Genomic DNA, 12699 nt, shown 5'->3' on the forward strand with positions numbered 1-12699 from the left:
AGATCCCTGAAAGATGATCAGGTTGATAGGTCTGAGGTGGAAGCGCGGTGACGTGTGGAGCTGACAGATACTAATCGATCGAGGACTTAACCTAATAAAGGCGTTAAATGAAGTGAATTGAATTGTGTATCGTTATCTAGTTTTGAAGGAATATAAAAAGTTTTTAAAAAACACTTGAAATATTCTTCTGAGATAGTATAATAGTCTTTGTCACAAATGTCTGGTGATGATGGCGAAGAGGTCACACCCGTTCCCATGCCGAACACGGAAGTTAAGCTCTTCAGCGCCGATGGTAGTTGGGGGTTTCCCCCTGTGAGAGTAGGACGTCGCCAGGCTGTTATATTATTCCGCAGTAGCTCAGTGGTAGAGCTATCGGCTGTTAACCGATCGGTCGTAGGTTCGAGTCCTACCTGCGGAGCCATTTTGGAGAGCTGTCCGAGTGGCCGAAGGAGCACGATTGGAAATCGTGTAGGCGGTGTAAGCTGTCTCAAGGGTTCAAATCCCTTGCTCTCCGCCACTACTTATAATAAAACATTGGCCCGTTGGTCAAGCGGTTAAGACACCGCCCTTTCACGGCGGTAACACGGGTTCGAATCCCGTACGGGTCACCATATGGAGGATTAGCTCAGCTGGGAGAGCATCTGCCTTACAAGCAGAGGGTCGGCGGTTCGATCCCGTCATCCTCCACCATATAAACTTAAAGTAACTATTATTATCGCGGGGTGGAGCAGTCTGGTAGCTCGTCGGGCTCATAACCCGAAGGTCGCAGGTTCAAATCCTGTCCCCGCAACCAAATGGTCCGGTAGTTCAGTTGGTTAGAATGCCTGCCTGTCACGCAGGAGGTCGCGGGTTCGAGTCCCGTCCGGACCGCCATTTTCTTAAGTTACATTTCTCAAGTAAAAGGGTTTCGATAAACGAGAAGATCAAGGAAGCGATTGAACGATCACCATAGCGTATGTCAATACGTGAGGATGTTAGTGAAAGAGCTGACGCAGAGGTTCGAAGTTTAGCGGAAGCCGTAAACTCAATATGGCTCGGTAGCTCAGTTGGTAGAGCAATGGACTGAAAATCCATGTGTCGGCGGTTCGATTCCGTCCCGAGCCACCTTTAAAGAAAAGCTTTTGAAATACAAGTATGCCGGTGTAGCTCAATTGGTAGAGCAACTGACTTGTAATCAGTAGGTTGGGGGTTCAAGTCCTCTTGCCGGCACTGTTTCACACATATGGAGGGGTAGCGAAGTGGCTAAACGCGGCGGACTGTAAATCCGCTCCTTAGGGTTCGGCAGTTCGAATCTGCCCCCCTCCACCATTTAAAATAGGGGCATAGTTTAACGGTAGAATAGAGGTCTCCAAAACCTTTGGTGTGGGTTCGATTCCTACTGCCCCTGCCAATTTAAAATATAGTGGCGATTGTGGCGAAGTGGTTAACGCACCTGATTGTGGTTCAGGCATTCGTGGGTTCGATTCCCATCAGTCGCCCCATTTATTTTATAGTGAAAATAATTAATATGAAGATTAATTAGTGGGCTATAGCCAAGCGGTAAGGCATCGCACTTTGACTGCGACATGCGTTGGTTCGAATCCAGCTAGCCCAGCCATTTTTTATACACATTTTCGTTTCTCTTGCATAGGCTGGAGTACACGGGTTAAATAAGTTAGATCGCGGAAGTAGTTCAGTGGTAGAACACCACCTTGCCAAGGTGGGGGTCGCGGGTTCGAATCCCGTCTTCCGCTCCAGTTTTATGAATGGCGGCATAGCCAAGTGGTAAGGCAGAGGTCTGCAAAACCTTTATCACCGGTTCAAATCCGGTTGCCGCCTCCATTTAAACTACACCCTTGCCGGGGTGGCGGAACTGGCAGACGCACAGGACTTAAAATCCTGCGGTAGGTGACTACCGTACCGGTTCGATTCCGGTCCTCGGCACTTTTGATTTTATTTTTTTTGCCAGTGTGGCGGAATTGGCAGACGCGCACGACTCAAAATCGTGTTCCGTGAGGAGTGTCGGTTCGACCCCGACCACTGGTATCTATGACAACATGTAAATGCTATTATATCAACGTTTCTTACACATTGTAAGGAACGTTTTTTATTTGTCCAAAATGTACTTATTATAAAAATATTCTTATAAAGCACAGGTAATCGAAATAAATTCCTGTTTTAGAGAATGAAACACAAATTTATATAACAGAAATTATTTGAAATAGGTTTTTAGGTTGAATAAGTTGGTTTACAGTTTTTCGAGAGTTTACTAAAACAAAACTAGCTTTAATAGACCGTTCGACCAAAATTTAAAAATTCGGGGGAATAAAAATTTCCGATAAAACTCAGGGGTTAAGCGCAATGAATATTTTGAAACTTATTTGGTATTAATACGTATTAGTAATAAGTAATTATAAAGAATATGATATTTATGACGAAGAAGTCGAAAAGTCCACGTACTAGAAAGGTGATGGGTATTAATTGAACAAACAAACAGTAAAAACGTTAAAATGGGTATCTGGAGGATTAGAAGCGATTCTAGGTATACCTATTTTAGGTGGAAGTATTGTAATAGGCTTAGGTTGGACGCCATTATTGGTTATGCTTATTTTTCATATCGTAGTATTAGTACTTTCCAAAAAGGTCGGAGTTAAAGCACACGGTAATATTCTCGGAATCGTAACTTCAGCTATCGGATGGATTCCTATTGTCGGTATGTTCATGCACATGTTATCTGCTGTATTTATTCTTATTGATGCAGCACGTAAGGATAAAAATTCGGACATAATTGAAATGTCCAAATAAAAGAAAAGCCTCGACGCTTAAGTCGGGGCCTTATTTATACTCACGATAATTCTTGGTAACTCTTCGTAAAGCCTCTGTTATAGCAACGCCCTTATCCTCGTTACGTGTTATAGAGATAAATCCGTTAAGTCTCATGTGCCTCTTAATAATCACCCATATCATAAATATAAACACAGGTATAGCTATCCTTGACACATAACTGTTTTTAAACTCACGTTTAAACAGAAACTAGCCCTTGATCTTTCATAATTCTCCCGATCCGATGTATGCCAATTAATAGGCAGTCTGTCAAAATTCAAGAGTTTTATTATCACAAACCATTAATTTTTTGTGATTTCATCAACCTTACAACTATACCGCCGATTTGCCTGCCTAATCTCAATCCTTCATCATTATCTACTTGGAAATGTACTCCGGCGTACAAACGTGATAAAGCACATTCTTCCATTGTGTTTTTTATTCCTACTGCTTCTGATGGGAAAAAATAACTTAATATCGATTTTGCACATCCTGCAACAGCAGCATGTGCAGAAGGGTAGGATGGAAAGCGCGGTGTAGTCAAAACTGGAGTTATGTTTCTATCATATTGATTTGGGCGTGCTACATCCCAAAGATATTTAAAATACCAAGATAACACAAAGGCATCACTAACAGCGGCGTGAAAATATCCTAGTGCTCTCGCAAGCTGCGGTGATCCTAGTCGATATTTTTTCGCTAAACTGAAAATCAAAGGAGTCATATTTTGTGTTGCTTCGACTGAACCCCAGAATTGTGCAATGCGTTTTTGTTGGGGAGTAATGGATAATAAAGTTTGTTCTACAAAAGTTAATTCTGTTCCCCAGTTAACCTCAATAGGATTTTTAATTTGCCAATTAATACGCTGACCAAAGGAATCTATGAATTCATTTTTATTTTGCCTAAATATAAAAAACATTGGATAATCCGCTGGAGTTTGATAAGCTATAGGAGGTTTTTGCTCTCCATGGTAAGGATATTTTGACCATCGTCTGTAATTCGTTCTCATTAAATTCAACCCCTATTTTTATTGCTTCTTATTCTTATGGGATTGAGTTATAAAATATAACTGCATATCTTGTAGTAGTTTATTAGATTGGTATGCCCTAGAAAATTTTTTTATTTTATACTTAATTGTGATTAAACCCTCCCCCAGCTTGAGCATCGCTAAGTGGGGAAGGGTTTACATTCAAGTCTTTGAAATCATTGCTATGGGGTAATGAAACATGCATATGTTATTCACCTGAAATATAAAGAATGAATCCACTTAAATTAAAGACTAACAACCTTCTGCTCTGACAATCCACGACGACGCTCAAGCTCAATATCCATCTCTTCACGTTTATCATCAAGTTTATAAAACCAAATCGTGATTCCAATTAGTAAACAGATGACTAATGGCACCCATATAAAAGTTACTTCAATATAGTTTAAAGCGGTTGCAGTTTGTGTTGCATTTGGAACATAACCGCCCATATTCAGAATAACCCCGATAAAAGCACTGGCAAGTCCCATGCTTCCTTTTACAGAAAATCCTTGGAAGGCTGCAATCATACCAGCGATACTTCTTTTCTTTTTATACTCTGAATAATCAATGATATCTGGTTGGATCGCAAAGGTGATGCCAAAGATGCCATAAATACCGAGTCCGGTTATTGCTAGTCCTGCTATGAGTAAAACGGCTGATGATTTTCCAAAATAAATGAGTAAGTCTCCAACAATATAAATGGCCGTACTTAGAAGTAAAACATGTTTCTTAGACATCTTCTTTTGAAGCCAAGGTAAAATAAGTAGTATTGGAAGTCCTGATAGAATTCCGAATAGCCCGACAAATGTTAGCCAATCTGTACGTCCTAGATTATAGGTGAAATAATAGATTACGGTTGTATTTCTTATGACGAATAATCCAAAATAGAGAAAATTCAAGACAAAGAAAATGATACTATGGCCAGTCAATCCTTTTAAATCTTCTTTAAAAGAAGATTTCTCATGTTGTATGGACGGTGGTACAACCTCTTTTGTGTTCATGAATGTAAAGATAAATAATAACATGGCTACAACGCCATAAAGGCTCATGGTGATCAAAAACCCTTTTTGTGTATCTCCCTGACCGAAGAAATCTACTAACGGCGTTGTAATGGACATTACTAAAGCTGTTCCTATCAATGCGCAAACCATTCTAGTAGATACTAAAATGTTACGTTCATGATTATCTGAGGTTAACCTTGGGACAATTGTATTTAATGGTATATTTACCACAGTATAGGCAGTACATAATAAGCAATAAGTGACATAAGCCCAGATAATTTTTCCAGTTATACTGAAATCAGGCACAATAAATGTCATAAAAGTAAAGATAGCAAAAGGAATGGCTCCTATTAGAAAATAAGGTCTTCCTTGCCCCCATCTCGTTTTCGTTCGATCAACCAATAACCCCATACCAGTATCAGTTAAAGCATCAATTACTTTCGTTACTAACATTAAAGTACCTGCAACTGCTGCTGTTATTCCGAAGACATCGGTATAAAAAAACATTAAGTAAGACGCCATTGTACTAAATACTAGGTTACAGCCTAAATCGCCAACCCCATATCCTATTCTTTTTTTCCATATATTCATTAACATCACAACCCTTTATTAAGCATTTTGATATTTATTTAAGTCTTGTTAACGTTTTCATGTCGTGCTTTAAATTGTGATAGATAGATTTGTAAACAGTGTAATAATCATTATATTTTTCATGATTCTGCATATTTGGCATAATCTTTTCATCTAAAACCTGCCATTTTTTCACTTCTTCATAAGAGAGAAGACCTGTCCCAATTCCAGCAAGGATGACATCTCCCATATTGGCTTCTACATCATGAACTGGACAGACAACTGGATAGCCAGTTACATCTGCAAAAATTTGTCTCCACAATTTTGACTTTGTCACACCACCTGCAAGCAATATATATTCGCCTAGATTTTCTCCAGTCGCAACCATCGCATCTCTTAAGGAAAACGCAACGGCTTCTAGGAATGCACGGTAAATATGAGCTTTAGTATGCGCCAATGAAAGTCCAACAATTGTTCCTTTTGCATCTGAATCCCAAATAGGACTTCTTTCTCCCATAAAGTAAGGAAGTACAATCAGACCTTCACTTCCAGCTGGAATGTTAGCTGCTTGCTCATTTAAAACATCATAGGTGTTTTTTCCTCCAGCTTTTTCCGCTTCGATTTCAAATTGACACATCGTTTGGCGGAACCATTTCACAATTGCTCCTGCTGTAGCTCCACCAGAAAAATAATAGGATAGTCTTTTGGCATCATATAAATATGGCCATACAATCAGATCTTTTCCTTTTACAGGTTTATCAGAAATTAATGCTGCACACATAGACGTACCAATTGCTGCTGCATAAATACCAGATTCAAAGACACCGAGGCCGATATTGGCTGCACCACAGTCAATACCACTTGCTATTACTGGCATTCCTTCAGAAAGACCCAGTTCAGCAGCGACTTCTTTTGTTAGTCCGCCAATAACATCAGTTGATTCCACGATTTTTTCTGGCATCATTGACAGAGGAATTCCCATCGCATCCATCATTTCTTTCGACCAGGTTCTATTATTCATATCAAATATGCCGCCGATATTTCCTGCAGAAGAATAATCAATGGCAATATTTCCTGTCAGTTTATAAATGACATAGTCATTTGGTGGGAGAAAGAGCTTTGTCTTCTTCCAATTTTCAGGTTCATGATTTTTCATCCATAATATTTTTGTATAGCCATAATAAGGATCTGCCCCATTATGGGTAATCTCCAAAAGCTTTTCTTCTCCAATATTGTCTAAGACCCACTTTGTTTCTGCTTCTGCTCTGCGGTCCATCCAAATCATACAAGGCCTAATAGGTTCCATTTTCTCGTCTAATGGAATTCCAGAACCTCCATACAGACCACTAATGGCGATCCCACGAATTTTCTCCGCTGGAATTCCTGAGTTCATTACTGTATTTTTAATCGAAGCTTTCGCTGCATTTAGCCATACATCTGGCCACTGCTCCGCCCATAAAGGCTTTGGAGTTAATACATCATATTCCTGTAAATCCTGAGCAATCAGATTGCCATCTGTGTCCATTAAGATCGTTTTGGTACCAGATGTGCCAATATCTGTTCCGAGTAAGTAGTTCATAGATAGTCTCCTTTTCACAAAAAATCAGATTCTTTCAATCTATTAAATGCTAGTAAAAGCCCCGTCAATTACAAAGTCTGAACCTGTAGTAAAGCTGCTAGTGTCTCCTGCAAGATAAACACAAATGGATTGTAGTTCTTCGGGTTTACCCATTCGCCCGAGCGGTGCCATTTCATTCCATTGTTGGATTAATGGCTGTAAGCTTGGAGAATTTAATGTAAGTTCTGTTCCGATATATCCTGGACTAATACAATTTACACGCACATTTCTTTTTGCCCATTCGACTGCAAGTGATTTTGTTAACTGGATCACTCCTGCTTTCGAGGCGTTGTAAGAGCACTGTGGTTGTGGCACATTCACAATATGTCCTGACATAGAGGCAGTATTAATAATGGAACCACCTCCTTGTTTTAACATCACTTTTCCAGCTGCTTGTGCCGTTAAAAAAACACCAGTAAGATTAATATCAATTACTTTTTTCCACTGGTCAAAGGTCATTTCCTCAGCTGGAATATTCATGCAGATTCCGGCATTACAGAAGGCAACATCTAAACGTCCAAAAACATTCAGTATTTCCTCGATCATTGCATCAACATCTTCTGGTTTTGTTACATCAGCTTTGATTGCAATCGCTTTAATTCCATTGTTTTCTTCAAGCTCTGTTGCTGTCTTTTTTGCTTCCTCGATATCTAAGTCGACAATAGCTAAATCTGCTCCTGCTTCAGCAAAGGCGGTTGCTACACTTTTACCAATTCCTCTTGCGCCACCAGTGACAAAAATTTTCTTTCCGTCCAGTCTCATTTTTTCGATAATACCCATATTTATCTCTCCTTTAATAAATTTATTTTGTAAAACAGTTTTATAAAATTAATTTATATATTAAAACTATTTTCTGTGATAGTCAACATAACAAAATTAAGAATTGGCAAAATACATCTTGCCAAAGTTGTTATTGCATTATCTTCTGTGATATATTTTAAATAGAATTAAGTGAAATATTTTTATAAAATTATTTTATATAATGGGGTATTTTCATGGATCATAGCATCACATTTAAAGATATAAAAAAGAATAATTACTCATTGATTTATCATCTCATTTATCAAAATGAGAAGCTTTCTAAACAAGAAATTGCAAATCAACTTCATTTGAGTTTACCAACTGTAACCCAAAACCTAGTTCGCTTGGAAGAGCAAAAACTGATTGAGAAGAGTGGACAGTTTGAATCTTCAGTTGGTAGGCGCGCAACTGCTTATGCAATATGTCCTCAGGCACGTATTAGTATTGGTGTGGAAATTTTAAAAAAGACGGTACGAATTTTAGCAGTTGATTTACTTGGTATTGCCTTTAAGGAAGCGGAGCTATTGCTTCGTTATTCCAATGTAGACAGTTATTACAAGGAGTTAAGCCATGCTGTACAATCGTTCATCACATCTCTTAATGTGGTAGAAGAACAGGTTCTAGGTATCGGTTTTGCAGTACAAGCATTAACATCAATTGATGGACAAAAAATTACATACGGAAAAATATTAAACTGTACAGGATTAGATATTCATGTTTTTTCACAGTATCTTAATTATCCTTGTGTGTTTGTTCATGATGCAAAGTGTGCGGCAACAACAGAGCTGTGGGTAGGTAATGATATTGGGGATGCTGTCTATCTGTCGATTGGTACGCATCTTGGAGGAGCAATTATCTTAAATGACCAGATTTATATGGGTAAGGAAGGACATAGTGGTACAGTAGAACATATGACGATTAATCCTAATGGTTCATCTTGTTATTGCGGAAAGAAAGGATGCATGGAAACATATTGCTCTGTTAGTGCGCTTTTAGAAGATGGTGAAAAACTAGACTTTTTCTTCCAACAGCTACGCTCTGGAAACCTTTCATATGTAGAGAGATGGAATTGCTTTTTAGATAATTTAGCGTTTTCGATTAACAATATTCATCTTGTCATAAATAGAGAGTTTATTCTTGGTGGACATATGTCACCTTATTTAAAGAATCATGATATTGAAATTCTTCATGAAAAAGTTTATGAAAGAACTGCATTTCCAAGGAATGAACCATTTATATCGATTAGCCGTTCACCTGAAAATGGGGTACCTATAGGTGCTGCCATACCATTTATTCAATCATTTTTGAATGCGATTTAATCATCGGAGATCCTGCTAATTTATTTATCTTCGATTCTGATGATTTTATCTGCGATTATTCAAATTTATCTTCTATTCTTATAATTTATCTTCGATTTTAATAATTTATCAACGATTAGATATAATTCACCAAAAATCGACAAAATAAAATCCGAGATCTCACAAAAATGTGAGGTCTTTTTTAGTGCTTGTTTGTTTAAAGAAAAGTCAAAGGTCAAAATTGTGCACCTTTTTAGTCAATTCAGTTGATCGAAACTAATTACTTAGGGCTATATAATTAGAAATAAGAAAGCGCTTGCAAATAAGCAGTTAGGTGGTGTCGATCAGGTGAGTGCAAAGTTAAATGTGAAAGAGTTAGATACAAAGGAAAGATATGTAGATGTGGAAAAGCAAGCAAAAAGAAAAGTAAAGCTAAATAAGATCTTATCTTATGGAGCTTTCGTAGGGCCCGCACTTTTATTTTTCATACTGGTTCAAATTATTCCATTTTTTATGGGTGTTTATTATTCGTTTACTTCCTGGAATGGAGTAAGTTCGGCAGTTGAGTGGGTTGGTTTAGAAAACTATATAACGGTCTTTACAGATGATGCTAAGTTTTTCAATTCGTTTTTGTTTACGACTAAGTTTATGCTAGCCGCAGTTTTAATCAGTAATGTGATCGGGTTTGGATTAGCTTTAATCTTAAACGCAGCGTTAAAAACGAAGAATATTTTACGAACTGTGTTTTTTATTCCTAATGTAATCGGTGGACTTTTACTTGGTTTTATCTGGCAGTTTATCTTTGTAAAAGGATTTGCATCAATCGGTAATATGACAGATATTGGCTTCTTTAAACTACCATGGTTAGGTGATGAGACAACTGCATTTTGGGGGATTGTCATTGTATTTGCTTGGCAGATTAGTGGCTATATGATGGTTATCTATATTGCTGCACTTCAAGGTGTTGACACTTCATTGCTAGAAGCGGCAAAAATGGATGGAGCGACAAACTGGTCTGTATTAACGAAAATTATGATTCCTTTAATCTTACCAGCATTTACGATTTGTTTCTTTTTAACAATTTCAATGGCGTTTAAAATCTTTGACTTGAACCTTTCATTAACAGGTGGGGGTCCATTTAATTCAACAGAGTCAGTAGCAATTAACATTTATCAAGAGGCATTCATGAACAATCGATATGGATTAGGTACAGCGAAATCAATTTTATTCTTTATTGTTGTAGCATTGTTTACAACATTCCAAGTTATGTTTACGAAGAAAAGGGAGGTTGAAGCATAATGAAAAAGAACTATTCAAAGCGCACATTTCTCCTTGAGATCTTTGCAATTATGCTTGGTTTAATCTTTCTTATACCGTTTTACTTTGTGTTTATTAACTCAGTAAAAGGCTTTTCTGAAATCTTAATTGACGCAGCAGCATTACCGAAGGAAATTTTATTTAGTAACTATGCAAAGGTTTGGGAAGTTATTAGCTTCCAAGATGCATTTCTTAATTCTTTGATCATAACTGTTTTAAGTATTGCAGGGATTGTTGTGATTAGTTCGATGGCAGCCTGGAAGATGGTTCGAACACCTGGCAAGCTAAGCAAGTTTTTATTTATCTTCTTTGTATCTGCAATGGTTATTCCATTCCAAACAGTTATGATTCCACTTATGAAGCTTGGTGGAATGCTTGGAATTATGAATAGTATACCTGGTATTGTTATCATGTATTTCGGATTTGGGGTTTCGTTATCTCTCTTCTTATATCATGGTTTCGTAAAAACAATCCCACAGGAAATTGAAGAGTCTGCTAGGGTAGATGGATGTAGTCAGTTTGGTGTCTTTTGGAGAATCGTATTCCCATTATTGAAACCGATTACTGTAACCGTCATCATTCTAAATACTTTATGGATATGGAATGATTACTTATTACCACTTCTCGTATTACAGGATGCAGAGTTAAGAACAATTCCTTTAGCGACTAGTTCATTCTTCGCACAGTATACAAAACAGTGGGATATGGGTTTAGCAGCATTAGTGTTAGGGATAGCACCAGTTATTGTATTCTTCCTATTCCTGCAAAAGCACATTATTAAAGGAATTGCTGCAGGATCTATTAAGTAAGAAAAATCAGTTTGATATAAAATTATTATAGCTAGATAACTAGTTACAATAATTTATATAAATAGAAAAAAGAAACATAGAATCTAAGGAGGTCAATTGTTAATGAAAAAGCTATTACTTTTATGTCTCTCAATGCTATTAGTTTTAGGAATTATGGCTGGATGTGCTTCAAATAATAAGACTGAAAATACTGGTGGAGAATCAGATTCTGGTTCAGGTGATGGTGAAGTTGTTACATTAAATATGTTCCAATTTAAAGTTGAAATTGCTGATCAGCTACAAGCAATGATCGATGAATTTGAAAAGGAACACCCAAATATTAAGGTTAAGCTTGAAAGTGTTGGCGGTGGAGCAGATTATGGTGCTGCTCTAAAGGCTAAGTTTGCATCAGGAGAAGAGCCAGATATCTTTAACAACGGTGGATTTAAAGAGCTTGAGCTTTGGAAAGAGCATTTAGCTGATCTTTCAAATGAGCCATGGGCAGAGCATGTACTTCCAATTGGTAAAGTTCCGACTACAGATGAAGATGGTAAGCTTTATGGAATGCCTGTTAACCTTGAAGGTTATGGATTTGTGTACAACAAGGATTTATTCGAAAAAGCAGGTATTACTGAGCCACCTAAAACTCTTACTGAATTAAAAGCAGCTACTAAAAAGCTTGAGGATGCTGGAATTAAAGCTTTCTCAGCAGGATATGGCGAATGGTGGGTAATTGGACAGCATTTATTAAATATTCCTTTCGCTCAACAAAAAGATCCGACTGCATTTATTGAAGGTTTATATGATGGAACAACATCATTTGTAGGAAATGAACAATTTGAACAATTTAAAGAAGTTATTGATACTGAAATTAAATATGCAAATGGTAACCCATTAACAACAGATTACAATACTCAAGTTACATTGTTTGCTTCTGGTGAAACTGCAATGTTACAACAAGGTAACTGGACTGAGAATATGATTACTGAAATTAATCCAGAAATGAATATGGGATTCTTACCAATTCCACTTAATGATGATGCTAGCATGGACGTTTTACCTGTAGGTGTACCTAATAACTGGGTTCTTAACAAAAATTCTGAGCATTTAGAAGAAGCAAAAACATTCTTAAATTGGATGGTTTCCTCTGAAACTGGTAAACGTTATATTACTGAAGAATTTGCCTTTATTCCAGCGTTTGATAATATTGAAGCAACTGGTTTAGGTGATCTAGGTCAATCTATCTTGGAATATTCAAAAGCGGAAAAAACGATTCCTTGGACTTGGTTCAGATGGCCTGATGGAGCAAACAAAGAGCTTGCAGCAACAATTCAAGAGTATGCTGCTGGAAAAATTGATTATGATACAGCTTTAGAAAAATTCCAAGCAACTTGGGATAATATGAAGTAAAATTAAATGAACGAAAGCATGTCTATATTAGGCATGCTTTTTACTATACTATAAATAATGTTATAAAAAG

General features: G+C 37.3%; 9 protein-coding genes, 16 tRNA genes and 2 rRNA genes. 23 read left to right on the forward strand and 4 right to left on the reverse strand.

Annotated features, from left to right (window positions below; genetic code table 11):
- The 19 genes from I7822_RS13990 to I7822_RS14080 all read left to right on the forward strand — a co-directional run.
- A 23S ribosomal RNA gene (locus tag I7822_RS13990) occupies positions 1 to 94 on the forward strand; the annotation flags it as partial.
- Between the two features lie 125 nt (positions 95 to 219).
- Positions 220 to 335: ribosomal RNA gene (gene rrf / locus I7822_RS13995) — 5S ribosomal RNA — on the forward strand.
- A gap of 11 nt (positions 336 to 346) precedes the next feature.
- Positions 347 to 421, forward strand: a tRNA-Asn gene (locus I7822_RS14000).
- 4 nt (positions 422 to 425) lie between these two features.
- A tRNA-Ser gene (locus tag I7822_RS14005) sits at positions 426 to 517 on the forward strand.
- 19 nt (positions 518 to 536) lie between these two features.
- Positions 537 to 611: transfer RNA gene (locus I7822_RS14010), tRNA-Glu, on the forward strand.
- A 3-nt stretch (positions 612 to 614) separates the two neighbouring features.
- A tRNA-Val gene (locus I7822_RS14015) sits at positions 615 to 690 on the forward strand.
- Between the two features lie 26 nt (positions 691 to 716).
- Positions 717 to 793, forward strand: a tRNA-Met gene (locus I7822_RS14020).
- A 3-nt stretch (positions 794 to 796) separates the two neighbouring features.
- Positions 797 to 873 (forward strand) — tRNA-Asp (locus tag I7822_RS14025).
- A 158-nt stretch (positions 874 to 1031) separates the two neighbouring features.
- Positions 1032 to 1104, forward strand: a tRNA-Phe gene (locus tag I7822_RS14030).
- Between the two features lie 32 nt (positions 1105 to 1136).
- Positions 1137 to 1209, forward strand: a tRNA-Thr gene (locus tag I7822_RS14035).
- A 15-nt stretch (positions 1210 to 1224) separates the two neighbouring features.
- Positions 1225 to 1308: transfer RNA gene (locus I7822_RS14040), tRNA-Tyr, on the forward strand.
- 8 nt (positions 1309 to 1316) lie between these two features.
- Positions 1317 to 1390: transfer RNA gene (locus I7822_RS14045), tRNA-Trp, on the forward strand.
- Positions 1391 to 1405: 15 nt separating this feature from the next.
- Positions 1406 to 1481, forward strand: a tRNA-His gene (locus I7822_RS14050).
- Positions 1482 to 1522: 41 nt separating this feature from the next.
- A tRNA-Gln gene (locus I7822_RS14055) sits at positions 1523 to 1597 on the forward strand.
- Between the two features lie 64 nt (positions 1598 to 1661).
- Positions 1662 to 1736 (forward strand) — tRNA-Gly (locus I7822_RS14060).
- A gap of 11 nt (positions 1737 to 1747) precedes the next feature.
- A tRNA-Cys gene (locus I7822_RS14065) sits at positions 1748 to 1821 on the forward strand.
- A 16-nt stretch (positions 1822 to 1837) separates the two neighbouring features.
- Positions 1838 to 1923: transfer RNA gene (locus I7822_RS14070), tRNA-Leu, on the forward strand.
- Between the two features lie 20 nt (positions 1924 to 1943).
- A tRNA-Leu gene (locus tag I7822_RS14075) sits at positions 1944 to 2025 on the forward strand.
- 435 nt (positions 2026 to 2460) lie between these two features.
- Positions 2461 to 2784, forward strand: coding sequence for a hypothetical protein (locus I7822_RS14080; RefSeq protein WP_207979188.1), 324 nt, complete (start codon positions 2461 to 2463; stop codon positions 2782 to 2784).
- Between the two features lie 310 nt (positions 2785 to 3094).
- On the opposite strand, the gene I7822_RS14085 is transcribed toward I7822_RS14080, so the two are convergent.
- The 4 genes from I7822_RS14085 to I7822_RS14100 all read right to left on the reverse strand — a co-directional run bounded on the left by I7822_RS14085 (position 3095) and on the right by I7822_RS14100 (position 7795).
- Positions 3095 to 3808, reverse strand: coding sequence for a vanadium-dependent haloperoxidase (locus I7822_RS14085; RefSeq protein ID WP_207979189.1), 714 nt, complete (start codon positions 3806 to 3808; stop codon positions 3095 to 3097).
- A gap of 263 nt (positions 3809 to 4071) precedes the next feature.
- Positions 4072 to 5418 carry an MFS transporter gene (locus tag I7822_RS14090; RefSeq protein WP_207979190.1) on the reverse strand — a complete coding sequence of 449 codons (1347 nt, stop codon included), beginning with the start codon at positions 5416 to 5418 and terminating at the stop codon, positions 4072 to 4074.
- A gap of 34 nt (positions 5419 to 5452) precedes the next feature.
- On the reverse strand, positions 5453 to 6976 hold the full coding sequence (locus tag I7822_RS14095; protein WP_207979192.1) for an FGGY-family carbohydrate kinase: 1524 nt from the start codon (positions 6974 to 6976) through the stop codon (positions 5453 to 5455).
- Positions 6977 to 7018: 42 nt separating this feature from the next.
- Positions 7019 to 7795, reverse strand: coding sequence for an SDR family oxidoreductase (locus I7822_RS14100; protein ID WP_207979193.1), 777 nt, complete (start codon positions 7793 to 7795; stop codon positions 7019 to 7021).
- A 215-nt stretch (positions 7796 to 8010) separates the two neighbouring features.
- Here I7822_RS14100 and I7822_RS14105 point away from each other — a divergent pair, with 215 nt between their 5' ends.
- The 4 genes from I7822_RS14105 to I7822_RS14120 all read left to right on the forward strand — a co-directional run bounded on the left by I7822_RS14105 (position 8011) and on the right by I7822_RS14120 (position 12629).
- Positions 8011 to 9135 carry an ROK family transcriptional regulator gene (locus tag I7822_RS14105; RefSeq protein WP_207979195.1) on the forward strand — a complete coding sequence of 375 codons (1125 nt, stop codon included), beginning with the start codon at positions 8011 to 8013 and terminating at the stop codon, positions 9133 to 9135.
- Between the two features lie 381 nt (positions 9136 to 9516).
- Positions 9517 to 10413 carry a carbohydrate ABC transporter permease gene (locus tag I7822_RS14110; protein WP_307847767.1) on the forward strand — a complete coding sequence of 299 codons (897 nt, stop codon included), beginning with the start codon at positions 9517 to 9519 and terminating at the stop codon, positions 10411 to 10413.
- Entirely contained in the window at positions 10413 to 11240 is an 828-nt protein-coding gene (locus I7822_RS14115) for a carbohydrate ABC transporter permease (RefSeq protein WP_207979198.1), read from the forward strand. The genes I7822_RS14110 and I7822_RS14115 overlap by 1 nt, the downstream gene beginning before the upstream one ends.
- Positions 11241 to 11342: 102 nt before the next feature.
- Positions 11343 to 12629, forward strand: coding sequence for an ABC transporter substrate-binding protein (locus I7822_RS14120; RefSeq protein WP_207979199.1), 1287 nt, complete (start codon positions 11343 to 11345; stop codon positions 12627 to 12629).
- Positions 12630 to 12699 lie beyond the last annotated feature (70 nt).

It is taken from the genome of Metabacillus bambusae, assembly GCF_017497975.1.
In the GTDB taxonomy this organism is placed as follows: Bacteria; Bacillota; Bacilli; order Bacillales; family Bacillaceae; genus Metabacillus; species Metabacillus bambusae.